Below are 23,215 nucleotides of genomic sequence, written 5' to 3'. Positions count from 1 at the left end.
CATGCCTGGCGGCCGCGCTGCATGGATCGCGCTTATCGTACGGCGGGGGGTGGTCCCGCGCTTGACCGCAGTCAAAGATGAACTGGTGACCTCGCGACGCGCCGGGAGTGCGTTTTGATTGCGGTCAAGCGCGCGCAGGAGGCTTGCACCACACTTGGCCCATCCGGGTATCGAAGGAGAGCGCCATGCCCTACAAGACCATCGTCGTTCAGGCCGACTGCGATGCGTCGGCAGCCGATCGTTACCGGACCGCCGCGATGCTCGCGCGCCAGAACCGGGCGCATCTCGTCGGCGTCGCTTCCGCCATGCACCCGATCTGGCTCGACCGATTCCAGCGGCGCAATGACCAGCTCGACCTGGATTCCTTTCTCTCCGCGCTCGAAAGCGAGGCCACGAAGGCGCTGGACGGATTCCTGCAAGCGGCAAGGGAACATGAGGTCGAGTCGGTGGAAACACGGTGCGTGCATGACGACATGTCTGTCGCGCTGGCCTTGCAAGCCACGCATGCTGACCTTGCCGTTCTTTCCCGGCCCGGCTCCGGCAACCCTGGCGTGATCGGATCAGCCACGGGAAGCCCGGCACTGGCGGCCATGGTCGCGATGCAATCCGGCGCACCGGTGCTGATGGTGCCGTCCATCGGCGGTCCGCTGCATGCCGGCCGTCCGGCGGTGGTCGCCTGGAAGGTGTGTCCGGAAGCCCGGCGCGCATTGCACTTTTCCCTGCCGCTCCTGCGCCATGCGTCCCAGGTGCATGTGGCGGTGGTGGCACGCAAATTCGAGATAGAACCGGGCAAGCCGCGTGAGCGTGAACCTGGCGGCGACATCGCCCTGTTCCTGGCGCGCCACGGACTCAAGGTTGAAGTCCACCAGCTCGAAACCCGCGGCGAAGTCGGCGAGACGCTTCTCGGCCTGGCCGACGACGTCCATGCGGAACTCCTGGTGATGGGCTGCTACGGGCACCACCGTTATCGCGAATACCTGCTGGGCGGCGTGACGCGCGACGTGCTGACGCATGCCACCCTGCCGGTGCTGATGGCGCATTGATCGCCAACCGGGCCCAGGGCAAGCGGATGCGCGCGCTCAGGAGTGCAGTTGCAGCGGCTTGCGGAAGCGCACAAGCTGCTGGGTGTCGCCGTCATTGACGAGCATGCTCGACAGACCATCGGCATCTGCTTCGACATACACGGTCAGCGGCCGGTGGATAAGATGGTCAAGGCCTTCGAGCACCACCTCCAGCACATCGCTCTTCGGGTCATAGGTAATTCCATAAAGCGGCAGCCAGTTGGCCTCGATCTGGTTGCCCAGCGCCAGCGAAGCGACCTCGATTTCCGCCTGCTCGCCGTTGATGGCCTTCGAGACGCGGTCGAAATATCCGCTCCATTCCGACTTGTTGAGTTGGGTGGATGACATCGTGTTCTCCTTTCATGCGCTTGGTGAATGGCTGGCAGCGGGTCAAGGATCGGCCTGCGTCGGCTTGAAAATGAGTACCGGAACCGGGGACCGGATGAGCACGCCGAGGGTGACGCCGCCCGGCATCGGCGCGCCATGCTCGTTCCAGCCATGCGACGCCATGTGGATCAGGTCGCAATGGCTGGCGCGGGCGATCTCGACGATGGCGGTGGCGGCGTCCTGCGCGGGAATCTTGGTGCAGCGCCATGGCACCGACTCCGACCGCGCGCAGCCGGCGACATGGGCAAGGTGATCATCGGCCAGCCGTTCGAACAGGGCCTGGCGCCTGGCAGCGAAATGCGGGTCGTGGTGCATCCAGGCTTCCAGCCGGTCGGACCGCGGTTCCGGAAGCACATGCAAGCCGATGACTTCGGCACCGTGTTCGCGCGCCAGCCGCACGCCATGGGCAACGGCTTGCCTGGAAAACGCGGAACCATCGGTGGGCAAAAGAATGCGCTTGAACATGGCATGGTCCAGAAAGAAACGACTAACCCGCAGGCCAAGGAAGGCATGTCAAGGCGGACTATAGGCGCGGGACGCGCTTTTCGCCTGACCTGAGTCAAAACTTCTCGAGGCGGCGCCGACACCGGAATTCCTTCGCCTCATGCCGCCCGAAACGTCCCGCGACGAGGCGGGGAACAAGTCATTCGTAGCGCAATGCCTCGATCGGATCGAGGCGCGACGCCTTGCGTGCCGGATAAAATCCGAAGAACACCCCGACCGCCGTGGCGAAAAGAAACCCGCCCGCGACCGCACCGGGCGACATGCGTGTCGGCCACTGCGCGATGGCGCCGATCAGCCAGGTGGCAAGCGTGCCGGCGGCAATGCCGGCGAGGCCGCCCGTGACGCTGAGAATGATCGACTCCGCGAGGAATTGCAGAAGGACATGCACGCGGCGCGCGCCGAGCGCCATGCGCAAGCCGATCTCCCGGGTCCGCTCGGTGACCGACACCAGCAGGATATTCATGATGCCAATGCCGCCGACCAGCAGCGAGATCGAGGCGACGATCGCCAGCAAGACAGACATGACCCGGCTGCTGCCTTCCGCGGCGTTCGCGACCTGGCTGAGGTTGCGCACGCTGAAGTCGGGTATGGCGTCGGGTTTCGCCCGATGGCGCCGGGAAAGGATGGCGGTGACATCGCCGATGGCGTCCTGCACCTGTCCGGGCGATTCCGCCTGGATGAAGATCTGGTTCACGAAGCCGGTCAGCCGCGGCTGCAGGTCGAACGGGATGGGCACGGGCGGATAGGTGGTCACCGTGCCGCCCTGGGCGGCTTGCAGCGCGGCGGGCGCGGCCACACCGAGGACCTTGCGTTCGGCGGTGCTGAACGGCACCATCACCACGTCGTCCTGGTCCTGCCCGAACGCGGTCTGTCCCTTGGGCGAGTACACGCCGACGACTTGCAGCGGAATCCCGCGCACCAGGATGGTCACGCCGACCGGATCGTCCGTCGCGTCGAACAATTGCCGCTTCACGGTGTCGCCGATCACGGCGACCAGCGCCGCGCCGCGTTCGTCTTCCTCGTCCAGGAAACGCCCCTCGGCGATGCGCCAGTTGGTGATGCGCGCGAAGTTCGCGGATACGCCGAGCACGCCGGTGTTCCAGTTGCGTTCCCGGTACGCGGCCTGGCCCGCCTGCCGGATCAGGTATCCGGTTTCGGCGACCGACTTCGCCTCGTGGCGGATGGCTTCCGCGTCGGCCAGCGTCAGGGTGGACGCGCTTCCGCTGCCGCCGCGCATGCCCGCGCTGATGGCGGCGCCGGGGACCACCACGAACATGTTGGTTCCCAGGCTTTCGATCTGCTTGCGCACCGCGGCGCTGGCCCCATTACCTACGGCCACCATCGCGATCAGCGCCGCGACGCCGATGAATACGCCAAGCATGGTGAGTATGGAGCGCGTCTTGTTGCGCGCCAGTGCCCGGACCGCTGCGGAGAAAATCATGGCGCCGAAGGCCTGGTGCGCCGTTGCCGGCGCCGATGCCGCGCCTGCATCCGGGGCCGGCATGGCAAGCCGTTCCGTGCTCGTCTCGCTGGCGGGTGTATTGCGCCGGTCGCTCACGATCCTGCCGTCGCGCATGGTGATCACGCGGCCCGCATAGGCTGCGATATCGTTTTCGTGCGTGACCACCACCACCGTCACGCCGCGCTCCTTGTTGAGGCGCACCAGCGTTTCCATGATGTCGTGCGAGGTCCGGGTATCCAGGTTGCCGGTCGGCTCGTCGGCCAGCAGCACCGCGGGCGCATTGACCAGGGCACGTGCGATGGCGACGCGCTGTTGTTGTCCGCCCGACAGCTGAGCCGGGGTGTTGTCGCAGCGCCCGGCCAGGCCCAGAATACCGAGCGCGGCGCGCGCCCTGCCTTCGCGCTCCGCCGCCTCCCGGACGCCGGCGTAGTAAAGCGGCAAGGCGACGTTGTCGAGTGCGCTGGTACGAGGAAGCAGGTTGAAACTCTGGAACACGAAGCCGATGCGCGTGCTGCGCAGCGCCGCCAGGTCCTTGTCGGACAAGCCGGCGACATCGCGGCCTTCGAAGAAATAGGAGCCGCCGCTGGGCTGGTCGAGGCAACCCAGGATCGCCATCAAGGTGGACTTTCCCGACCCGGACGAGCCCATCACCGCAAGCATTTCGCCGTGCCGGATTTCCAGGTCGACGCCGTCGAGCGCCCGCACCTCCTGGTTGCCCACGCTATAGATGCGGGTCAGGCCGCAAGCCCGGATGCAGTGGCTTTCCATATGGCCAGTCCTTGCCTCTCCGCGCCCTTCAGAGCCGCGGCAGGCGCGGCCCGGCAGCCGGCCCTGCCTTGTCGGCCTGCGGCGCGGCCCGCTCGGACAGGATGACCTGGTCGCCCTCGTGCAAGTCGCCGCCGGTCACTTCGGTCCAGGTATCGTCATCGAGGCCGGTGGCCAGCGTGAGGCGACTGGGCGCGCCGTCCCGCAGCACCCAGACGGCACCCTCGCCCGGACGGCGCGGCGATGCCGGCGAGGACGACGCCGCTTCCCGTGACGCCGGCTTGTAGCGCAGCGCCCGCGTTGGCACGCGCAACGCATTTTCCGAGCGCGCCGTGACGATGCGCATCGATGCCGTCATGCCGGGCTTGAGCGCCAGGTCTGTATTGTCGACGCTGACGACGACATCATAGGTCACGACATTCTGCACGGTCTGCGGCGCCTGCCGCACCTGCGTCACCACGCCGCTGAAACGCCTTTCGGGAAAGGATTCGACGCTGAATAGCGCTTCGTTTCCAAGCGCCACGCGGCCGATGTCGGCCTCGCTCACATTGGTGTCGACCTGCATCTTCGCAAGGTCGGCCGCGATCAGGAACAAGGTCGGGGTTTGGAAACTTGCCGCCACGGTCTGTCCCCGCGTCACGTTGCGCGACACCACGGTGCCGTCCACCGGAGAGGTGATGCTCGTATAGCCGAGGTTGACCTGGGCCGCCTGCAAGGTCGCCGCATGCTGCCGGACCTGGGCGCGGTCCACGTCGGCCTGTGTCTCCGCCTGGCGCCGGGTATTGCTTGCGCTGTCAACCGCTTCCTGCGAAATGAACCCCTTGCGCCGCAGATCCAGGCTGCGCTGGTACGCGGCCGCCGCGTAGTCGAGGGCGGCCATGTCCTTGGCAAGCTGGGCGCGCGCCGCGCCGAGGTTGGCCGATTCCTGACTGACCGCGGTCTCGTAGAGCCTTGGGTCAATCAGCGCGCAACGCTGCCCGGCCCGCACGCGCGTGTTGAAATCGCAGCCCACCTCGACGATGACTCCCGAGACGCGGCTGCCCACCTGGACGATGGTGACCGGGTTGACGGTGCCGCTTGCCACCACCTTGGGAGCGACCGTGCCGCGCTCCGCCGGGGCGGTGAGGTAGCGTTGCGCCGGCGGCGGAGTGCGATGCAGATAGGCGTACAGGACGGCGAGGGCCAGCAATGCCGCGATGCCAGCCGCCGCCGCTATCGCGCGGCGCAACGCGCGGCGCTGGCGGGGCGCCTCGCCCGGGTTCGGCAAGCTTGTCGATTCGGTCTCCTGGAAGCGCGCGTTCATGGCATGGCAGCCCCTTGTTGCAAGCTTGCATCGACATCCTAAGGAAATGCCGCTTCCGCGTGAAGGCGGGTGGATGATCTGGGTCAAATGCGCATGGAATCTCCGGCGGATCGGTCGATCGCGGATTGCTCAAGCCTTGGTCCGGCTACCCACCCCTCTTGCCGCAGCGCAAAGCTGGCCTGCTCCCCGGCGGGAAAATCGCCATGTCGCTTGCGCGCCCCATGGCCATTGCTAGAATGGTTCACGCTCGCTTTTTCAGACCCTTGCCGCGCGCGGCGCCGGCATGCACAGGATTCGCCAACCATGAAAGCTTTCCAACCATGAAGATCGGCATCGTCGGCGCGGGCCATGTCGGCGCCACCGCGGCGCATTCGCTCGTCATGCAAGGCGTCGGCAGCGAGATCGTGCTCGTCGACCGCAACCGCGCGCTTGCCGATGCGCAAGCAATGGACGTGCTGCATGCCACTCCCTTCTCACATCCTCTGCGGCTGCGCAGCGGCGATTACGAGGCGCTGGAGGGCGCCGCGGTGGTGATCATTGCCGCCGGCGTATCGCAGCTTGCGGGCGAGTCCCGGCTTGCGCTCCTGTCCCGCAACGTCGCCGTGTTCGCGGACATCGTGCCGCTCGTCCTGCGCCATGCCGGCAATGCGGTCATCGTGGTCGCCACCAATCCTCTCGACATCATGACCTATGCCGCGGCCAGGATCTCGGGATTGCCGGCGGAACGGGTCCTGGGCACCGGAACGATGCTCGATACCGCGCGTTTCCGCGCCCTCATCGCCGGACGCTTCGCGGTGTCGCCGTCCTCGGTCCATGCGCACGTGCTGGGCGAGCACGGCGATTCCGAAGTCCTGGCCTGGTCCGCCGCGCGCGTGGGCGGCCTGCCGCTCCATCAACTCGCCGCGGCCAGCGGCGCGCCGCTCGACCCGGCAACGATCGCCGACATCGAGGATGGCGTGCGCGGCGCCGCCCAGCGGATCATTGCCGGCAAGGGGGCGACCTACTATGGCATCGGCGCGGCGCTGGCCCGCCTGACGCGCGCCATCCTGCACGACGAGCATGCGGTGCTCACCGTGTCCTCGGTGGTCGACGACATCGAAGGCGTGCGGGACGTCGCGCTTTCCCTTCCCTGCACGGTCGGCGCGAACGGCATCGCGATGCGCCTGCCGGTCGGATTGAACGCGCAGGAGACCGACGCCTTGCGGTCGAGCGCCCGCATGATTCGGCAGCACATCGCCTCGCTCGGATACTGATACGCCGGGCAGGCCGGCTTTGACCTGAGTCAAGCGCGTCCTCCAATCGCGTTCTAGCCTGAGGATTCTTGCGCCTGACGATCCGGAACAGGCGATTCGCGGGAGGCCATCATGACGTACAAGACGATACTCGTCCACGTGGACCAGTCGGCCAATTCCCGCGCCAGGATGCAGCTCGCAGCCGAACTCGCCGCCACCCACCGCGCCCACCTCGTCGGCGCGGCCATGACCGGCGTGTCCCGCTTCGCGTACACCAACGGCGAGGTGACGCAGCTCGACCCGGAACTGATGGACTATCTCGCCCGCTTCACGAACGCGGTCAGGATCCGGGCGGAAGAGGCGCTCGACACCTTCCGCGGCATCGCGGACAAGGCCGACGTCCGGTCCTGGGAGGCTACCCTCTTCACCGACGAACCGGAGTCGGGCATCAGCCTCCGCGCGCGCTACAGCGACCTCGCCGTGGTGTCGCAATTCGACCCGGACGACGCCAATTCCACCGTCCCGCCGGACTTTCCCGAGTACGTCGTCCTGAACGCGGGACGCCCCGTGCTGGTGGTGCCGTTCGCCGGCGAGTTCAGCCAGATCGGAAAGCGCCCGCTGATTGCCTGGAACGGCAGCACGGCGGCGACGCGCGCGGTGAGCGATGCGCTGCCGCTGCTGCGCCAGGCAACGACCGTCGACGTGGCGATCTTCAACGCCCACGACAGCGTCGACCACGGCAACCAGCCGGGAGACGACCTGGCGCTCTACCTCGCGCGGCATGACCTGCCGGTCGTGGTGCACAACGAAGCCACTTCCCTGAACATGGGCATCTCCCTCCTGTCGCTGGCCGACGACCTCGACAGCGACCTGATCGTGATGGGCGGCTACGGGCATTCGCGCTTCCGGGAAATCCTCCTGGGCGGCGCAACGAGAACCTTGCTTGGCGCCATGACGGTGCCGGTGCTGATGTCCCACTGAATCGGGACCGGCCTGGTTCACCTCGCCGGATCAGCGCGGTGACACCCGCACGCCGTCCTTCATGTCGTTGGACGGATACCGCACCAGCATCGCGCCGGGCGCAAGTCCGTCCAGCACCTGCGCCTCGTCCTGGTTGCGCTGGCCGATGTCGACCTTGCGTTCCCTTGCGCGCCCGCGCTCCACCGTGAAGACGCGCCAGCCGTCCGCCGCGCGGAACAAGCTGCTTCCCGGCACCTTGAGCACGTTGTCCTGCGACCAGATCACGATCCGCGCTTCGATGCGGTAGCCATCGCCCAGCGTGCCGAGGTCGCCGACCGGATCGGCGATGACGTTCACGCGCTGCTCTTCCACGCCCAGGGCGGACACCTTGGTGAAGGCCACCGGCTCCACCAGCCGCACGGAGGCGCGCAATGCGCCCGCCCCGCCCCAGTTTTCGATGAGCACCTCGTTTCCGGGACGGATCTTCACGGCATCGGTGGAAAGCACATCGACGACCAGTTCGTAGCGCGCGGGATCGTTCACCACCAGCAAGGGCGTGCCGGCGGCGACCGCGCGCACGCTCTGTTCGTGGATCTTGATGGCATAGCCGCGCACCGGCGCGCTCAGCTCGATCTTCGACCCCGGCTTGCCGGCGGACTGGATCGCCAGCATGGCGGCCCGCGCGCCGCGCAGGTCGGCAATGGCCGCCTGCTCGCGGGAGCGCGCGGCATCGAGTTCGGCCTGGGCAGCCTGTTCGGCGGCGGCGGCGCGGTCGGCGGCCTGTTCGGACATGAAATGGGTCTTCATGAGTTCCTGCGCACGGCGGCGTTCGCTGGCGGCAAGCTTCAGGTCGGTCTCGGCGCGGCGCGCGCGCCGTCCCGCTTCCTCGGCCTGGGCTTGCGTGGACTCCATCCGCGCCATGGCTTCCTCCTGCTGCCGCGCATCCAGCGGCATCGGACGCAGCGTTGCCACCACCTGGCCCGGCTCCACCGCATCGCCTTCCCGCAATTCGATGCGGTCCACCTCGCCGGCGACCGGCGCTGCGATCACGTACTTGTCGTGCGACCTGACGTAACCCTGGTTGTTGACCGTTACCTGCATCGGTCCGCGCACCGCGGGCATGGTCTCGACGGGCAAGGGTTTCGGCGCGAACAGCAGCCACAGCAGCGTCGCTCCCGCCACCGCCGCCAGCAATCCGGCCACTCTTTGCACGCGGCGTTTCCTGGTCATCCGGCGTGCCGTATCGATGACCGGCGCATCTGCCTTCGCGTCCATCATTACTCCCGTGTCTTCAAGACTTCGATCATGTCCAGCCGTCTGATCCTGCGCCAGACGAGCGCGCCGGAAACCACGGCGGACAGCAGCACCGCCGCCGCCGACAGCAGGTAGGTGCGGGTGCTGACGACCAGCGGAATGCGGAACAATTCCTGGCTGAGCAAAATGGAAAGCAGCGCCGCCAGCTGGTAGCCGAGCAGGCAGCCGAGCGGCAGCGCGGCGGCCACCAGCAGCGCCTGCTCTCCCAGCAGCATCCCGCCGACCTCTGCCTGGGAAAAGCCCAGGATGCGCAGGCTTGCCAGTTCGACCGCGTTTTCAGACAAGGCGATCCGCGCCGCGTTGTAGACCACGCCGAAGGCGATCACGCAGGCAAAGGCGACCAGGACGCGGGTATTGATCCGCATGTTCTCGGCGATGGTGGACAGGAAGCTTTGCAGCGTCGCCTCCCGCAAGCTGACGCTGGCCACCGCGGGTATGCCCTTCAGCGTCCGGTAGAGCTCGGCCTGGCGGGCCGGGTCGACGGCAAGATAGGCGCCCGACACCAGCAGCGGTTCTTCCGCCTGGCGCGAGAGGGCCGCCATGTCCATGTAGGCGAAGACGCCGATGGGCTCGTCGACGATGCGCACCACCGGCACTTCGGCCACCCGCCGCTGTCCCTCGAGGAACTCCACCGACAAGGCCTCGCCCTTGCGGACGCCCAAAATTTCCGCCAGCTTCGATGTCAGGACCATGCCTTCGGCCGGCATGTCGATCGGACGTTCTTCCTCGTCCAGTATCCGCCGCAACTCGCGTTTCCCGCCCAGGGCGAAGATCAGGGTTTTCTTCGCGTGATGCGCGAAGCGCAGGCGCACCGCGGCGGCGCGGAAAGGCTCTACCCGGTTGACGCCCGGCAGCGCGGAAAGCGCGTGCGTCACGCTTGCGTCGCGGCTTTCGTTGAAGCTCAGCATCAGATCGTCCCGTTGCGCGGTGCGAAACTGCACGCGAATGATTTCATTGAGGGCGTCGAAGGTATATTGTCCGGTCACGACAAGCGCGGCAGCCATCGACAGGCCGAGGATGGAAACCAGCGCCTTGAGCGGCTTGCGTTCGAGCCGGCGCAACACCATGCGCAGCGGCACGCTCATGTAACGCTGGAAGCCCAGCCGCTCCAGCGGACCCGGCCGGAAATGGGCGGGCGCTTCCGGCCGCATGGCTTCCGCCGGGCGCATGCGCAGGATGCGGCGCAGCGCGAGCCAGGCGCCGGCGATCGCCGACGCCGCGCCGCCAAGCGCCGATACGCCGATGGAAAAGCCCGACAAGGAAAACTCCAGCCGGGGAAAGTGATAGAAGCGGGCGTAGAGTCCGGCGAGCCCCTGGCCCATCCAGCTTCCCAGCGCGATGCCGGCAACGGTGCCGGCAAGCACGATGAGGAGGGCAAGCTTGACGTAATGCCATGCGACCTCGCGGTCGGCGTAGCCGAAGCTTTTCAGGAGCGCGATCTGCGCCCGCTGCAGCACCGTCACCCGCATCAGGATGTTGTTGGTGAGGAAGGCGACGATGGCCAGGAAGACAGCGGGAATGACGGTGCTGCTGACGCGGGCGCTCGCCAGTTCATTGGCAAGGAAGCTGTGCGAGACCTGGTCCTTCCTGCCGTAGGCGCCGAAGCCGCCGTAGGGCTGGAGCATGCGGTCCAGGCGTTCGATCACCTGCTGTTCGCTGGCGCCGGGCGCGAGGGTGAGCGCGACGTCGTTGAAGCCGTCGCGCATGTCGGTGGCGCCGGCGAGGGCGTCGTGGTCCATCCATAACACGCCGAAGCGGCGGTTGTCGGGGAAGCTGCTGCCCTTCATCTCGTTGAGGTATTCCGGGGAGATGGCGATCCCGGTGATCTGCAGGATCTCCTTGCGGCCATTGATGACCGCGGTGACGCTGTCCCCCGGCGAAAGCCGGTTGGCCGCGCTGAACGCCTCGCTCGCCAGCACTTCGTTGCGGGCCATGTTTTCCGGCATGCGGCCGCGGCGCAGATGCACGCGGTTGAGTCCGGTGCCGGGCGCGCCAGGCAGCGATACGAGCCGCGCGCTGGCGGGTTCGTCCAGCCCGGGCACGTCGAGCGACGCATCGATGACCACGCGGCCAACGAGCTGGTTGACGCCGGGAATGGATTCAAGCTGCTGCAGCAGGCTAGCCGGCGCGCGCTTGAGGCTGGCGAAGACGTCGGCGAAGCGGTTGTGCTCGTAGTAGGCTTGCTGCGATGCCAGCAGGGCTTCATAGCCGCTGCGCATGGTGACGAACGAGGCGATGCCGCAGGCGGCCATCAGCGCGATGGCAAGCGCCTGGCCGCGCATGCGCCACAGGTCGCGCAGGAGCTTGCGATCGAGGGGCGGCAGCCAGGAAGGCAGGCCGGAGGTCCGCGTCACCATGAAATCTGCTCCGGCGTCTTGCGTTCCGGGTTGGCATCGATGCGGGCGATGCGGCCGCTGGTCAGGTAGACCACCCGGTGCGCCATGGCCGCGATCGCCGCGTTGTGCGTGATGACGATGGTGGTGGTGCCCAGTTCGCGGTTGACGCGGTCGATGACCTGGAGCACGAGCTTGCCGGTCTGGAAATCGAGCGCGCCCGTCGGCTCGTCGCACAAGAGAATGTCCGGACGCTTGATGATGGCGCGCGCGATCGCCACGCGCTGCTGCTCGCCGCCCGACATCTGCGCCGGGAAATGATCGAGCCGGTCGCCAAGCCCGACCATTGCCAGGGCTTCCCGCGCGTCCATCGGATCGTCGCTGATGTCGGCGACCAGTTCCACGTTCTCGCGCGCGGTCAGGCTGGGAATGAGGTTGTAGAACTGGAACACGAAGCCGACGTGCCGGCGGCGGAACCGCGTCAGCGCCTCGTCGTCAGCGTCGCTCATGTCGCGGCCGTTCCAGTAGAGCCTGCCGCTGCTGGGCGTGTCCAGTCCGCCGATGATGTTCAGCAGCGTCGACTTGCCGCTGCCCGATGCGCCGAGCAGGACCACGAATTCGGACCGGTAGAACTCCAGGCTGATGTCCGACAGGGCCTGCACCGGCACCTCGCCCATCTGGTAGGTCTTGCCGATGTGAACGAGGGAAAAGACCGGCCATGCGCCCGCGCCGGCAACGATGCCGGCATTGGCGTCGGCATTGGCGCCGGCAAGGACTTGTGAATTGAAATTGGCACGCATCGGGAATGGCCTTCAAGGCGGGGCCGGTCCGTCACCGCGCCCGGCCCCGCACGCGGGAAAAACCGCGCCCTTCAACATGCGCATGACACCCTCCTTCCCATCCCGGCAAGGCAGGACGGATGAGAAGCACCTTACGGACTGCGCCGGCCGAACCGAATGACCTGGATCAAATTTTCCGGGAGCGGGAGAAGAATGCTACGGTCGGTGCGAATTTCTTCAATTTGATTCCAGTCAAGCACTGATCCGCGATCAGGCATAGCGTCGTCATGGACATGCTTTCCCCTCTCGTTCGCTGCGGCAGCGTCCCGCATTCCGGCAACCGGGAATCCATGTCACTGGACACGGTCATGCCATGAATGCCCCCAACCCGTCGGAAAGATCCGCTGTGCTCGGCGACCCGGGCCGGCTGCGCGGACTGGCGCGCGCAGCCGCAATGCTGCATGCGGCCTGGGCCTGGGTGCTGTTCGCCGGCGTCGTCACGGCAGCCACGGCGGCGATACTCGCTGCGCGGGACCTTGCGCCGCGCCGGCGCATCGCCCGGAATGCCGCTCGCCTGCTGTGCCGGCTGGCCGGCGTGCAACTGTCCGCAGCCGGGCTGGAGCGCCTGCCTTCCGGACCGCACGTGCTGGTCGTCAATCACCTGAGTTTCGTAGATGGCATCGTGCTGACGGCGCTGCTCCCGTGCAATCCCGGCTATTCCTTCACGGTGAGGCGCGAACTGCCGCAGCAGTCGCTCTTCTGCCCCTTGCTGCGGGCGCTGGACGCATTCATCCTTCATACCAATGGCCATCCGGCGCATACCAGCGTGGAGCGCGCGGTGTGGAGGCTGCGCGCCGGAAGCCGGATCGTGGTGTTTCCAGAGGGGCAAATCCGCTCCCAGCCCGGACTCCTGCCCTTTCATTCGGGTGCATTCGCCGCCGCCGCCCAGGCCGGCGTCCCGGTCGTGCCGGCCGCGCTGCGCGGAACGCGGCAGGTGCTGCCGTTGAAGTCATGGTTGCCGCGTCGCACGGCGGTGACGCTGGAGATCGGCAACGCTCTGTCCGCAGGCAGCGCCAGCATGCGCGACATCCTCGCGCTGTGCGACGACGCCCGCCGGCAGGTGTTGCTGATGTCCCGCGAGCCGGACCTCGCGGTCATGCCGGTGTCTTCCCAAGCGAATCCGCCATGAGCAACGACATACCCGACAAGATGCTTGGCATGCGGCTGCTGGAGCCGGGGCAGCCGCTTGCCGCCCAATGGCTCGACGTTCCCGAGCCCGGCGACGACGAAGTCTTGCTGCGCGTCAGCGCGTGCGGGGTATGCCGCACCGACCTGCACCTCGCCGATGGGGAATTGCCCGGCACCGCCATGCCCATCACCCCGGGACACGAGATCGTCGGCAGGATCGTGCGGGCCGGTCGCCTCGCCGGAGAGCTGCATGCCGGCCGGCGCGTCGGCGTCGCCTGGCTGGCGGACGCCTGCGGCGCCTGTCCGTATTGCCTGGCCGGCCGCGAGAACCTGTGCGACCGCGCCCGTTTCACCGGCTGCCAGCGCGACGGCGGCTATGCCCAATACGTAACGGCCAGAGCAGAGGCCTGCCTGCCGCTGCCCGACCGGTACGACGACCTGCACGCCGCGCCGCTGCTTTGCGCCGGGCTGATCGGCTACCGCGCCTATTCGATGATGCCCTACGGCGCGATGGAGATCGGCATCTTCGGCTTCGGCGCGGCTGCGCACATCATCGCGCAGGTGGCGCGTTTCGACGGCAAGCGCATTCATGCCTTCACCCGGCCGGGCGACCTGCGTTCGCAGCGGTTTGCGCGCGCGCTCGGCGCAAGCTGGGCGGGCGGCACCGACGAACGTCCGCCTGCGCCGCTGGACGCCGCGATTATTTTCGCGCCCGCAGGCGAGCTGGTTCCCCTCGCGCTCTCGCTGCTTCGCAAGGGAGGCAGCGTGATCTGCGCGGGCATCCACATGTCGGACATTCCGGGCTTTGCCTACTCGCTGCTGTGGGGCGAACGCAGGATACAGTCGGTTGCCAACCTGACACGGGCGGACGGCAGGTCGTTTTTCGCATTCGCGGCGCGCCATCCGCTGCAGACCACGGTGACGACCTTTCCCCTCGCGCAAGCGAATGCCGCGCTGGAGCAACTCAGGCAAGGCGCATTCGACGGCGCCGCGGTCCTGGTGCCCTGACCTTGCCAACACATGCCAACACCTGATATCGCCCGCGACCATCATGACCTATAAAGCCATCCTCGTGCAGGTCGATGAATCCCGGCATGGCGTCGCCCGCATGCTGGCCGCGATACGCATCGCCGTGCGGCAAAACGCCGGCCTGCTGGGCCTGGTGCTGATGACGGTGACGGGACAGGAAGGCGTATGCCGGCAATTGCTGATGGAAAGGGCGCAGCGCGCCCTGGCTCGCTTCAGCCGACTGTGCGCCGAACATGGACGAAAAGAATTCGAATGCCACACCACCTTCGCCAACGACGACGCCGGGCTGCTCGACCATGCACGGGGCTGCGACCTGCTGGTACTGGGCCGGCCCGACGCTGACGAAGGCCCGCCAGGCGCCGATGCAGGCCTCTTGAAAGACATCTTGCTGCATTCCGGCAGGCCGGTGCTGCTGGTGCCGCCGGACTGTCCGGACGAAATCGGCAAGCGGGTGCTCGTTGCCTGGCAGGATACCGCGCAGGCGGCCAGGACGGTCTCGCTGGCGCTGCCCTTGCTGCGCCACGCGCAAGCGGTGCGGGTGGTGCATCCTTTCGGCGCCAACGGCAAGGCGCCGGCCTACCACGGCCAGGGAGGCCTCCTCCGCTTCCTCCGGCATTATGGCATCGAGCCCAGCGTTGCCACCGATGAAGACGCCGCGGCAGGCGCCAGTTTCGCCGAACTGGTCGAGACCCAGGCAGAACGCCTGCACGCCGACCTCGTCATTTCCGGATGCCAGGGCCATTCCCGGTTCCGGAAAAGCCAGGTCGATGACCTGACCGAATCATTGATGTTCCTTCCCCGCACCGCATTGCTCGTCGCCACCTGATGCAGGCTTGATGCGAACACGGACAGGCCGGCGGTGCCTGGTACGCGGCGACTTACGCCAGCGCAAGGAAGCCTTGCGTCCGCTGACTAAACTGAATAGCCTGAAGAGACGGATCACCGATCAACCCGAGGCGGAATGCCCGAGATGAATGCAGGCACGCCTCGCCTGCTTCTCCGGCAGCATCGGCGATCCGGTCATGATCCTCGGCGCCAGCGCGCATGTCGCCGCCGCAAGCCGCGCTCCGGGAAGCTGTCCGCGCATCACGCTCATCTCCCGTTCGCCTCGCATGCTTCGCACGCGCATCGCCGGCGCCTTTTCCCGACATTGACAGCGGGATTGAAGAATGCAGCTTCGATCACATCTTCAAGGCGTTCGATAGTTTCGCGCCGAAAGTCCGCAACGAGAGCAAGCATGCGGAACCGGCACGGACATGATGAGGTGAAACCATGAGCATCAACACCAGGGTCGTCGATTGTCGTGCGTTCGCTGATGCGATGCATCCGGCCAGCCATTCCCGGCCGGCGAATGAATTGCATTGAGGCCGCCATGCCATCTGATCTGTCTTGCCAGAACCGGGCGGCGGCGGCGCGGATACTGCTGATCGGCGATGACGACGCCGGCCGGCTTGCCTGCCGCCGCGCCCTCGCCGCCAGCGAGGATGCGCGCCTGGAACTGCTCGAGGCCGGGTCGGCGAACGAAGGTTTGAAACTGGCGCGCGAAAGCACGCCGGACTGCATCCTTCTCGATCATCATCTGCAAGGCGCGGATGGCATCGACTTTCTCCGGCAGCTCGCCGCCGAGCTCGAGCCCGACGAGATCCCCGTTCTCCTTCTCACGGAGGCAGACCCGGCGAACGCGGACGATGCCCCGCTCGTTGCGCAGGCGATGCGCCGCGGCGCGTGGGACCAGCTTCGCAAGGACGATGGCGGCCGCTACCTGGAGCTGCTGCCGGCCGCGCTGATGCGCATCTTGCGCGAACGCCGTCTCGCGCGCGAGAAGCGCCAGGCCGAAGTGAAATTCCAGAACCTGGTGGAGCAGATTCCCGCCATCACCTACCTCGTTTCGCTGGACGGCCGCGCACGCACGACCTACGTCAGTCCGCAAGTGCATACGCTGGGATACAAGGAATCGGAGTGGCTGGGAGATCCCGGGCACATGCTGGGCCACGTGCATCCGGCGGACCGGCCGCGCATGCAGCGCGCGGTACGCAGGGGCAGCCTGACCGGCAGGCCGACGAGCCAGGAATACCGGCTTTTCACGCGGAACGGCGAATTGCGCTGGGTGCGGGATGAAGCCCGCTTCATGCATAACGAAGCGGGCAAGGCCATGTACATGCAGGGCGTACTGACCGACATCACCGACAGCAAGCGCAATGAAGAAGCCCTGCGCGCCTCGCAGCACCGCCTGCGGCAGCTCGCGGCCCATCTCGAATCGGTGAAGGAAGACGAACGCGCCCGCCTCGCGCGGGAAATCCATGATGAATTCGGCAGCCTGCTGACCGGCATAAAAGCCTACATTTCGGTTTTCATCCGCCGCAACACCGCACCGGGAGCCGAGCCCGACAAGCTGCTCACCGAGGCATCCCAGCTTGCGGACGACGCCATGCAAAGCATGCGCCGCGTCATCACCGACCTGCGCCCGAGCGTGCTCGACCAGCTCGGCATCTGGGCCGCGCTGGAGTGGTACACCGAGCAGGCCGGCCAGCGCGCCGGCCTCGAATCCCAATGCCTGGTGGAGCCCGATGTCCTCGCGCTCGACCTGGGGCCGGAACGCAGCACCATGGTGTTCCGCATCGTGCAGGAATCGCTGACCAATGCGATCCGCCATGGCCAGCCGGGACGCCTCGGCGTGCATGCGTATTGCCGCAATGGCAGCCTGGTGGTAGAGATCGCCGACGACGGCAAGGGAATGCCGCCCGACGATCCCGCCGGTTCCCATTCCTGGGGCATCGTCGGCATGCGGGAACGCGCGCGGCATTTCGGCGGGAAACTGCGGATCAGCGGCACGCCCGGGCACGGAACGGTGGTCGCGCTGCAGCTGCCGCTGGAGCATCCATGAGCGCCGATCCCATCCGCGTGCTCATCGTCGACGACCACGCCGTCGTGCGCAAGGGCGTCCGCCTGATCCTCGCGGACACCAGCGACATCGACGTGCGCGGGGAAGCCGCGACCGCGCAGCAGGCCATCGATCTGGCACGGCAGCAGGAATTCGATGTCGCGCTGATCGACATCGCCCTGCCCGACCGGAACGGCCTGGAACTGCTTCGCAGCCTGCGGGCGGAGCACCCGCGCCTGGCCGTCCTGATGCTGAGCACGTACTCGGAAGACATCTATGCGTTGCGCGCCGTGCGCCTGGGCGCCGCCGGCTACCTGACGAAGGAGAGTTCGGAAAAGACGATGACCGAAGCGATCCGGACCGCTGCCAGCGGCCACCGCTACCTCAGCCCGACGCTGGCGGAGCGCATGGCGGGCATGCTGACCGGAGCCCTGGCGCCCGCCCATGAAAACCTGTCCAACAGGGAACTCCAGGTCATGCGGCTGATTGCCTCGGGAGAAAGCCTCGCCAGCATCGCCCACCGACTTCACCTGAGTCCGAATACCGTGACCACCTACCGGACCCGGATCCTCGAAAAGATGCAGATGCGCTGCAATGCGGACCTGACGCGCTACGCGATGGAAAACGGCCTGCTCCGATGAAGCCCGCACGTTTCCATCCGGGGTATTGGATCCCCTACAAGAAGTGTCATGGATGCCCGATGGCGCCCAGCCGGCGTCCGGCGCAGACTTTCCCCATGCCGCCCGGCGGACGGCATTCTCGTTGGCACGGAGGCCATCATGCTTTCTCATCTTCAATACCCCGGACAGCCGGCGCTTCCCGCCCGGAGCGTCGTTCCTCTCCATCCGGTCCAGTGCGCCTCGTGCCGGCTTCGCACGCTATGCCTGCCGACGGGCCTGACCGATGCCAGCCTGCGCAAGCTCGCGCCGGCGCTGACCTCGCGCCGCGTCTACAAGGACGAAGCGCTCTACAAGATGGATGATCCATTCCGCAGCGTCTACGCGATCCGCTTCGGACACTTCAAGACCTTCCAGGTATCCGCCAACGGCGAGGAACAGATCACCGGCCTGCACATGGCGGGCGACTTGCTCGGCATCGATGGCCTGTGCAACGACCGCCATCGCTGCTACGCCGTCGCGCTGGAAGACAGCGAAGTCTGCGAGTTCCCGTATGCCTCCCTCGAATCGCTGTTCGTCCAGATTCCGCCGCTGCTGCGTCAATTCCACCGCCTGATCAGCGAGGAAATGTCGCGCGAGCAGGCGAACATGCTGGTGCTGGGCAACCTGAGCGCCGACCAGCGGTTCGCCTCCTTCCTGCTCGACCTGTCCCGCCGGTACGGCGCGCGCGGCTATTCGTCGACCAGCTTCTACCTGCGCATGTCGCGGGAAGACATCGCGAACTACCTCGGCCTGACCATCGAGAGCATCAGCCGCATCATCGGCAGGATGCGCGCGCGCGGGCTGGTCAACGTCACCCACCGCAACGTGGAACTGCTGGATGTGCCGGCGCTTGCCACGCTGGCATTCCGCGACGGCCGCGCACAGGCGGACGCCGTGCATTGATGCCCGGCCAGGATTCCGGCGCGGCGCTGATTGCGCCCACATTTTCGCAACGTGTGCTTAGGTTCCCGCCGCCATGTCCCCTCCCCTTGAAAGGGAGGGGGCTTTTCGGATCTCAATGGATGGCGATCTTCCGGTTCGTTCCGCCGGCCTTCTTGGGCAAGACCAGCTGCAGGACCCCGTTTTCGTAGCTTGCCTTGGCCTGCGTCTCGTCGATGTCATGGGCCAGGGTGAAGCTGCGGTACTGGCGTCCGTAGTAACGCTCGCTGCGCACGGTGTTTTCGCCCGTCTTCTTTTCCGATTCCTGGTTTAGCTCGGCGGAGATGTTCACCACGTTGTTGTTGATGTCGACCTCGATGTCTTCCTTGCGCACTCCAGGAATGTCCGCCTTGACGGTGTATTCCTGCTCGTTTTCGGTGACGTCGATCCGTATGCGCGGCTCCGGCTCCATGTCGCCGAAAAAGGATCGCAGCCCGAAGTTCTTCATCAGGCTTTCCATGCTGCGGAAGGGGTCGCTGCGCGTCAGGTCGCGGAAGGGATCGAAATGCGTCAGATTGTTTGCCATGATCAGTCTCTCGTAAAACATGAAGCGGGATTTCCATCGGTCGCCCGTTTCCCGCAAGCGCGGGCGCCGGATTCATCTCTGCCGGTCTGCCTGCAAGGCGTTCACGGCGCGATCACGATATGGTTGACTACGTTCGTCACGCCGGGCGTGCGCCACGCGGCATGAACCACCGCCCGCCTCTCCTCGAGCGAAGGCACGGTTCCTGTGAGCGTGACCTCGTCGTCGTGCACCATGACGTTGATGGCCTTGGCTTCGGCATGGGCTCGCCGCTGCAGCGCGGATTCGATGCGGTCGCGGATGTTGCCCGGCATAACGGTCGGATGCACCGTGATGTCGTTCTTCACGTCCTTCACGCCGCGCAGGTGGCGCACGTCGCGTTCCGCGACCATGCGCATGTGGTCGGACTGCACCTTGCCCGACAGCGTCAGCCGGCCATCTTCCACCAGCACCGTCACCGCTCCCTCCGGCAGGATGGAATCCATCTCCAGCGCGGTCGTCGCGGCCGTGGCGATGTCGGTGTCGGAACGCACGTCCTGCCCCGGGATGCGGACCTCGATCTCCACCGCGATGCCCTTCACGCCGGGCACGCGCTCCGCCGCGCGCTGCGCCGCCACCTTCTCGGCAAAGCTGTCGAGATGCCCGGACAAGGTAACCACGCCATCCTTGACCTCCACGCCCACCGCCGTCGCATCGATGGCCGGTTCCCAGGCAAGTTCCTCCTGGACGTCTTCACGCAATTCAATATCGGTCCTCATCGCATCCTCCAGTGACTCGTGCCTGCAGCGCGTTTCGGCACGCGCTTCAGCACATGTTTCTATCCACGCCCGTCTTGCCGGCCGCCTTACCGCAGCGTGGCGAGCCGAACCGCGTCTTCATTGCGGTGGCTGCCGATCCCGGCAAAGTCGCCGCGCATCGCCTTGAGCGCAAATCTTTCATCGCCGATCTCGCGGGCGGTACGCAGCCCGAGGCGGCGCAACCAAGCGTGGGCAGGGGACCAGCCCTGCACGGCGCCTTCCAGCATGACCGCGGGAACCACCGCCGCAAGCAGGTGCCAGGGCGGCTTTCGTCCCGCGACGAAAGCCAGCCCGAACAGGCCCGCCGCGGCAAAGCCGAACTGGAGCGCGCGCTCGATATCCCACTCATGCTCCAGCTCGCGGAGCCGCTGGTCGATCATGGCCGCGCGGTCGTCATTGCGCAGCGCCGCCACGCGTTGCCGCCAGTCCCGCCGTCTCGCCGCATCGATGCCGGCGCTCGTCTGCCAGCCGCCGGCTTCCGCAAAGTAATCAGCCATGTCTTCCCGCTTCCCAAGAAACGAACAGGAACTCAGTTCATCGTGCGCGACTGGTAGCCTTCCTGGTCGCCGCGCAATGCACGCAACGCCATCCTCGACCGTTCGACCTCGTGGACGGTGCGCAGCCCGGCGAAACGGCGCAGCCGCACCAGGCCCGGCTTTCCGGAGACGGCATGCGCCAGCATGAGCGCCGCGGTCAATGCGCCGGGCAACAGCCAGCGCCGGCTGCCACGCGCGCTCAACGCGAGGCTTGCCAGGATGGCCAGCGGTGCGCCGAGGCCCGCCACGCGGTCGGCGTTCCACTCCCGGTCGAGACGCGACAGCTTGCGGTCGATCGATGCCGCATCGACCGACAGATAGGCCGCAATGTCGTCATCGAGCCAGTCCCGCTGCGGATGCCTGTCGGCCAGCCAGGCCTGGGGCATCCGGGTGGCATGCTGCATGCCGGGCGAAGTCTCCATGTCTGCTCCTTGTGCCGGCCGTTGCTTGCTAGCGGTCGAAGTTGTAGTACATGGCATTCAGGTAGCGGGCGACAGCTTCAATGTCTTCCTCGCGCCATCGCGCCCGCGCGACGTCCTGCCAACGCCTGACCTGGTGGCGGAGCGAATCCATGTCCGTGACGAGACGCCGCTCTCGCCAGTGCATGTCCTGCGTATGGCAGGTCATGCAGTGGTTTTCATACAATATCTGCCCGCGGTCCAGGTCCCTGCCCTCGGCGGCCGTCCGCGACGGGTGTTCTCCAGCATCGGCGGCGGACGCCGACGCAAGCATTGCCGCCGCCACGCCTGCTCCGGCAAGGCGCAGCAGCAAGGAAAGATGGATTCCTGTCTTGCGCTTCATGACGCGACCTCCTGGAATGACACGGCGGCGCCGGGGCGCGGCTATGCCGTGTCCTGGCTTGTCTCCGTGGACTGGAACACCATGCCTGACATCGGTTCGCACCAGACCACGCGGTTGCGCACCTCTTTCACGCCAGGAATGTTTTCGGCGATCACGCTCAGGGCCTTGATCTCCTCCTCGCTCATCAGCACGCCGTTCAGGAACACCACGCCGTTGCGCACCAGGACGTCGATCGCGCCCCGCGGCAGCCAGCTCGCCTCTTTCATCGCATGCCACAACTGGCGCCGGATGTCGTCGTCGCCCGTCGCGCCGGGCGGCACGTCGCGCAATACCGCGTCCAGCGCGAGCAGCAGGTTCGCGCGGCTGACGATGCCGACGAGCTGATCGTCCTTCACCACCGGCACGCGGTTGATCCTGTGCTTTTCCATGAGGTGAACCACGTCGTCCAGCGGCTTGTCCGGCGTCACCGTGACCGGCTGCGCCGTCATGACCTCGCCGACGCGGCGGCCGTGGGTATGCTGATATTCCTTGGCGAGACGGTCCGGGCCAAGCAGGAATTCCAGCCAGCGCGGGCGTTTGCGCTCGGTCTCCGTTTCCGTCCGCCGCAGCAGGTCGCCTTCGGTCAGGATGCCGACGAGACGGCCGTCGTCATTCAGCACGGGCAAGCCGCTGATACGGTAGCGGAGCATGCGCTCGATCGCATTCCTGATCGGGTCGCCTTCCTTGACGCAGACCAGATGCCGCGTCATCACGTCTTCCACTTTCATGTGCGTCCTTTCGCATTCCATCCTGTTCATCGAGGCGGCGCGGCGCCATGGCGCCCGTCGTTTCCCGGCTCACATCGCGGGCTTGTCGCTCCGCGCCTTGATGTTCGCCTTGAGCTGTTCGTTCATTGGCATGTGAAGCACCACGCCCTTGGGCGGAATCGGCGACTCGAACCATCTTGCATACATGCGCGCGAATTCGCCCGACTTCATCAGCCGGGTGATGGTGCCATCGACGAGCTTCTTGAATTCAGGATCGTCCTTGCGCACCATGCATCCATAAGGTTCGACCTGCAATGCCTCGCCCACGACGTCGAACGCGTCCGGGTTTCCGGAGTTGGCTCTCAGGCCATAGAGCAAAACGTCATCCAGGGCCAGCGCCGCGGCACGGCCGCCGTCCACGAGCTGAAAGGCTTCGGCATAGTCCTTGGCCGGCACGACCTCGAAGTTGAGGTTGTGGTCGGCGCCATATTTCCGGATGACCTTCTCGTTGGTGCTGCCGGCGGTGGTCGCCACCGCCTTGCCGGCGAGATCGGCATAATTCTTGACGCCGGATGCCTTCCTGGCCAGCAGGCGGGTGCCGGCGTAAAAATAACTGACCGAGAACGCTACTTCCTTGCCCCGCTCGGCGGTGTTGGTCGTCGAGCCGCACTCGAGGTCGTAAGTGCCGTCCACGAGCATGGGAATGCGGTTCTTCGGCGTCACGGGCAAGTAAGCGTTTTCGAGGTTCGGTCGCTTCGTAGCCTTGCGCACGTCGGCGACGATGGCTTCCGTCAGGTCGACCGAGAAGCCGACAGCCTTGTGTGGGCTGATCGCGTAACTGAAGGGGACCGAAGATTCCCGGTACCCGACCGTGATCTTGTTGCGGTCGGCAATCTTCTTGAGGGTCTGGCCGCTGGCAGGCGGAATGATGGCCGCCATGCCTGCAAGGAGCAGAGAGGAGGCAAGCGTGGGGGTTTTCATGTGCTTCCTTTCGTCTGTTCAACCTGAGGTGCCGG

General features: G+C 66.4%; 24 protein-coding genes. 10 read left to right on the top strand and 14 right to left on the bottom strand.

The genetic code is table 11. The annotated features are described in order from the left end of the window. Nucleotides 1–185: 185 nt before the first annotated feature. A complete protein-coding gene (locus tag G3574_RS14830; RefSeq protein WP_163964502.1) occupies nt 186–1,043 on the top strand; it encodes a universal stress protein in 858 nt (285 codons plus the stop codon). A 36-nt stretch (nt 1,044–1,079) separates the two neighbouring features. Here G3574_RS14830 and G3574_RS14825 read toward each other — a convergent pair whose 3' ends face one another. The 4 genes from G3574_RS14825 to G3574_RS14810 form a co-directional block, all read right to left on the bottom strand. Beyond that, entirely contained in the window at nt 1,080–1,409 is a 330-nt protein-coding gene (locus G3574_RS14825; protein ID WP_163964499.1) for a DUF5335 domain-containing protein, read from the bottom strand. Nucleotides 1,410–1,451: 42 nt separating this feature from the next. Further along, a complete protein-coding gene (locus G3574_RS14820) occupies nt 1,452–1,913 on the bottom strand; it encodes a universal stress protein (RefSeq protein ID WP_163964497.1) in 462 nt (153 codons plus the stop codon). A 178-nt stretch (nt 1,914–2,091) separates the two neighbouring features. Then, entirely contained in the window at nt 2,092–4,182 is a 2,091-nt protein-coding gene (locus tag G3574_RS14815) for an ABC transporter permease (protein WP_163964495.1), read from the bottom strand. Between the two features lie 28 nt (nt 4,183–4,210). Then, entirely contained in the window at nt 4,211–5,482 is a 1,272-nt protein-coding gene (locus tag G3574_RS14810; protein WP_163964493.1) for an efflux RND transporter periplasmic adaptor subunit, read from the bottom strand. 320 nt (nt 5,483–5,802) lie between these two features. On the opposite strand from G3574_RS14810, the gene G3574_RS14805 reads away from it, so the two are divergent. Next, nucleotides 5,803–6,735, top strand: coding sequence for an L-lactate dehydrogenase (locus tag G3574_RS14805; protein WP_163964490.1), 933 nt, complete (start codon nt 5,803–5,805; stop codon nt 6,733–6,735). A gap of 111 nt (nt 6,736–6,846) precedes the next feature. Further along, nucleotides 6,847–7,695, top strand: coding sequence for a universal stress protein (locus G3574_RS14800; RefSeq protein WP_163964488.1), 849 nt, complete (start codon nt 6,847–6,849; stop codon nt 7,693–7,695). 30 nt (nt 7,696–7,725) lie between these two features. Here G3574_RS14800 and G3574_RS14795 read toward each other — a convergent pair whose 3' ends face one another. From G3574_RS14795 to G3574_RS14785, 3 genes are all read right to left on the bottom strand, one after another. After that, nucleotides 7,726–8,886, bottom strand: a complete 1,161-nt coding sequence (locus tag G3574_RS14795; RefSeq protein ID WP_163964486.1) for an efflux RND transporter periplasmic adaptor subunit — start codon at nt 8,884–8,886, stop codon at nt 7,726–7,728. A gap of 65 nt (nt 8,887–8,951) precedes the next feature. Then, complete coding sequence (locus G3574_RS14790) at nt 8,952–11,345, bottom strand: ABC transporter permease (protein ID WP_205609793.1); 2,394 nt, start codon at nt 11,343–11,345, stop codon at nt 8,952–8,954. Continuing rightward, nucleotides 11,339–11,998: an ABC transporter ATP-binding protein gene (locus G3574_RS14785; RefSeq protein ID WP_235953460.1), complete on the bottom strand. Its 660-nt coding sequence runs from the start codon at nt 11,996–11,998 to the stop codon at nt 11,339–11,341. The genes G3574_RS14790 and G3574_RS14785 overlap by 7 nt, the downstream gene beginning before the upstream one ends. 475 nt (nt 11,999–12,473) lie before the next feature. On the opposite strand from G3574_RS14785, the gene G3574_RS14780 reads away from it, so the two are divergent. From G3574_RS14780 to G3574_RS14750, 7 genes are all read left to right on the top strand, one after another. After that, nucleotides 12,474–13,289 (top strand): lysophospholipid acyltransferase family protein, encoded by an 816-nt coding sequence (locus tag G3574_RS14780; RefSeq protein WP_163964481.1) that lies wholly within the window; start codon nt 12,474–12,476, stop codon nt 13,287–13,289. A 20-nt stretch (nt 13,290–13,309) separates the two neighbouring features. After that, nucleotides 13,310–14,296, top strand: a complete 987-nt coding sequence (locus G3574_RS14775; protein WP_163964681.1) for a zinc-dependent alcohol dehydrogenase family protein — start codon at nt 13,310–13,312, stop codon at nt 14,294–14,296. Between the two features lie 43 nt (nt 14,297–14,339). Then, the gene (locus tag G3574_RS14770) at nt 14,340–15,143 is read left to right on the top strand and encodes a universal stress protein (protein ID WP_163964479.1); all 804 of its coding nucleotides are present in this window, start codon (nt 14,340–14,342) and stop codon (nt 15,141–15,143) included. A 148-nt stretch (nt 15,144–15,291) separates the two neighbouring features. Further along, the gene (locus G3574_RS14765; protein ID WP_163964477.1) at nt 15,292–15,471 is read left to right on the top strand and encodes a hypothetical protein; all 180 of its coding nucleotides are present in this window, start codon (nt 15,292–15,294) and stop codon (nt 15,469–15,471) included. A 218-nt stretch (nt 15,472–15,689) separates the two neighbouring features. After that, nucleotides 15,690–17,201 carry a hybrid sensor histidine kinase/response regulator gene (locus tag G3574_RS14760; protein WP_163964475.1) on the top strand — a complete coding sequence of 504 codons (1,512 nt, stop codon included), beginning with the start codon at nt 15,690–15,692 and terminating at the stop codon, nt 17,199–17,201. After that, the gene (locus G3574_RS14755) at nt 17,198–17,839 is read left to right on the top strand and encodes a response regulator (RefSeq protein ID WP_163964472.1); all 642 of its coding nucleotides are present in this window, start codon (nt 17,198–17,200) and stop codon (nt 17,837–17,839) included. The genes G3574_RS14760 and G3574_RS14755 overlap by 4 nt, the downstream gene beginning before the upstream one ends. A gap of 138 nt (nt 17,840–17,977) precedes the next feature. Then, nucleotides 17,978–18,760 carry a helix-turn-helix domain-containing protein gene (locus tag G3574_RS14750; RefSeq protein ID WP_163964470.1) on the top strand — a complete coding sequence of 261 codons (783 nt, stop codon included), beginning with the start codon at nt 17,978–17,980 and terminating at the stop codon, nt 18,758–18,760. A gap of 112 nt (nt 18,761–18,872) precedes the next feature. On the opposite strand, the gene G3574_RS14745 is transcribed toward G3574_RS14750, so the two are convergent. The 7 genes from G3574_RS14745 to G3574_RS14715 form a co-directional block, all read right to left on the bottom strand. Beyond that, nucleotides 18,873–19,322, bottom strand: coding sequence for an Hsp20/alpha crystallin family protein (locus G3574_RS14745; protein WP_163964468.1), 450 nt, complete (start codon nt 19,320–19,322; stop codon nt 18,873–18,875). A gap of 101 nt (nt 19,323–19,423) precedes the next feature. After that, entirely contained in the window at nt 19,424–20,077 is a 654-nt protein-coding gene (locus G3574_RS14740) for a BON domain-containing protein (protein ID WP_163964466.1), read from the bottom strand. Between the two features lie 86 nt (nt 20,078–20,163). Continuing rightward, on the bottom strand, nt 20,164–20,613 hold the full coding sequence (locus G3574_RS14735; protein WP_163964463.1) for a hypothetical protein: 450 nt from the start codon (nt 20,611–20,613) through the stop codon (nt 20,164–20,166). Between the two features lie 32 nt (nt 20,614–20,645). Beyond that, nucleotides 20,646–21,074: a hypothetical protein gene (locus tag G3574_RS14730; protein WP_163964461.1), complete on the bottom strand. Its 429-nt coding sequence runs from the start codon at nt 21,072–21,074 to the stop codon at nt 20,646–20,648. Nucleotides 21,075–21,102: 28 nt separating this feature from the next. Then, nucleotides 21,103–21,453, bottom strand: coding sequence for a c-type cytochrome (locus tag G3574_RS14725; RefSeq protein ID WP_163964459.1), 351 nt, complete (start codon nt 21,451–21,453; stop codon nt 21,103–21,105). Between the two features lie 41 nt (nt 21,454–21,494). Further along, nucleotides 21,495–22,220 carry a CBS domain-containing protein gene (locus tag G3574_RS14720; protein WP_163964456.1) on the bottom strand — a complete coding sequence of 242 codons (726 nt, stop codon included), beginning with the start codon at nt 22,218–22,220 and terminating at the stop codon, nt 21,495–21,497. Between the two features lie 69 nt (nt 22,221–22,289). Continuing rightward, the gene (locus G3574_RS14715) at nt 22,290–23,180 is read right to left on the bottom strand and encodes a transporter substrate-binding domain-containing protein (protein ID WP_163964455.1); all 891 of its coding nucleotides are present in this window, start codon (nt 23,178–23,180) and stop codon (nt 22,290–22,292) included. Between the last annotated feature and the right edge of the window lie 35 nt (nt 23,181–23,215).

The organism is Noviherbaspirillum galbum (assembly GCF_010974945.1).
Classification (GTDB): domain Bacteria; phylum Pseudomonadota; class Gammaproteobacteria; order Burkholderiales; family Burkholderiaceae_D; genus Noviherbaspirillum; species Noviherbaspirillum galbum.
Note: the sequence above shows the minus strand (reverse complement) of the source record. Positions and strands in the feature narration are given on the sequence as shown.

Coding starts and splice junctions, on each gene's coding strand:
- G3574_RS14830 (WP_163964502.1), top strand. CDS start 186: ATGCCCTACAAGACCATCGTCGTTCAGGCCGACTGCGATGCGTCGGCA.
- G3574_RS14825 (WP_163964499.1), bottom strand. CDS start 1,409: ATGTCATCCACCCAACTCAACAAGTCGGAATGGAGCGGATATTTCGAC.
- G3574_RS14820 (WP_163964497.1), bottom strand. CDS start 1,913: ATGTTCAAGCGCATTCTTTTGCCCACCGATGGTTCCGCGTTTTCCAGG.
- G3574_RS14815 (WP_163964495.1), bottom strand. CDS start 4,182: ATGGAAAGCCACTGCATCCGGGCTTGCGGCCTGACCCGCATCTATAGC.
- G3574_RS14810 (WP_163964493.1), bottom strand. CDS start 5,482: ATGAACGCGCGCTTCCAGGAGACCGAATCGACAAGCTTGCCGAACCCG.
- G3574_RS14805 (WP_163964490.1), top strand. CDS start 5,803: ATGAAGATCGGCATCGTCGGCGCGGGCCATGTCGGCGCCACCGCGGCG.
- G3574_RS14800 (WP_163964488.1), top strand. CDS start 6,847: ATGACGTACAAGACGATACTCGTCCACGTGGACCAGTCGGCCAATTCC.
- G3574_RS14790 (WP_205609793.1), bottom strand. CDS start 11,345: ATGGTGACGCGGACCTCCGGCCTGCCTTCCTGGCTGCCGCCCCTCGAT.
- G3574_RS14785 (WP_235953460.1), bottom strand. CDS start 11,998: ATGGGCGAGGTGCCGGTGCAGGCCCTGTCGGACATCAGCCTGGAGTTC.
- G3574_RS14780 (WP_163964481.1), top strand. CDS start 12,474: ATGAATGCCCCCAACCCGTCGGAAAGATCCGCTGTGCTCGGCGACCCG.
- G3574_RS14775 (WP_163964681.1), top strand. CDS start 13,310: ATGCTTGGCATGCGGCTGCTGGAGCCGGGGCAGCCGCTTGCCGCCCAA.
- G3574_RS14770 (WP_163964479.1), top strand. CDS start 14,340: ATGACCTATAAAGCCATCCTCGTGCAGGTCGATGAATCCCGGCATGGC.
- G3574_RS14765 (WP_163964477.1), top strand. CDS start 15,292: ATGCAGGCACGCCTCGCCTGCTTCTCCGGCAGCATCGGCGATCCGGTC.
- G3574_RS14760 (WP_163964475.1), top strand. CDS start 15,690: ATGCCATCTGATCTGTCTTGCCAGAACCGGGCGGCGGCGGCGCGGATA.
- G3574_RS14755 (WP_163964472.1), top strand. CDS start 17,198: ATGAGCGCCGATCCCATCCGCGTGCTCATCGTCGACGACCACGCCGTC.
- G3574_RS14750 (WP_163964470.1), top strand. CDS start 17,978: ATGCTTTCTCATCTTCAATACCCCGGACAGCCGGCGCTTCCCGCCCGG.
- G3574_RS14745 (WP_163964468.1), bottom strand. CDS start 19,322: ATGGCAAACAATCTGACGCATTTCGATCCCTTCCGCGACCTGACGCGC.
- G3574_RS14740 (WP_163964466.1), bottom strand. CDS start 20,077: ATGAGGACCGATATTGAATTGCGTGAAGACGTCCAGGAGGAACTTGCC.
- G3574_RS14735 (WP_163964463.1), bottom strand. CDS start 20,613: ATGGCTGATTACTTTGCGGAAGCCGGCGGCTGGCAGACGAGCGCCGGC.
- G3574_RS14730 (WP_163964461.1), bottom strand. CDS start 21,074: ATGGAGACTTCGCCCGGCATGCAGCATGCCACCCGGATGCCCCAGGCC.
- G3574_RS14725 (WP_163964459.1), bottom strand. CDS start 21,453: ATGAAGCGCAAGACAGGAATCCATCTTTCCTTGCTGCTGCGCCTTGCC.
- G3574_RS14720 (WP_163964456.1), bottom strand. CDS start 22,220: ATGAAAGTGGAAGACGTGATGACGCGGCATCTGGTCTGCGTCAAGGAA.
- G3574_RS14715 (WP_163964455.1), bottom strand. CDS start 23,180: ATGAAAACCCCCACGCTTGCCTCCTCTCTGCTCCTTGCAGGCATGGCG.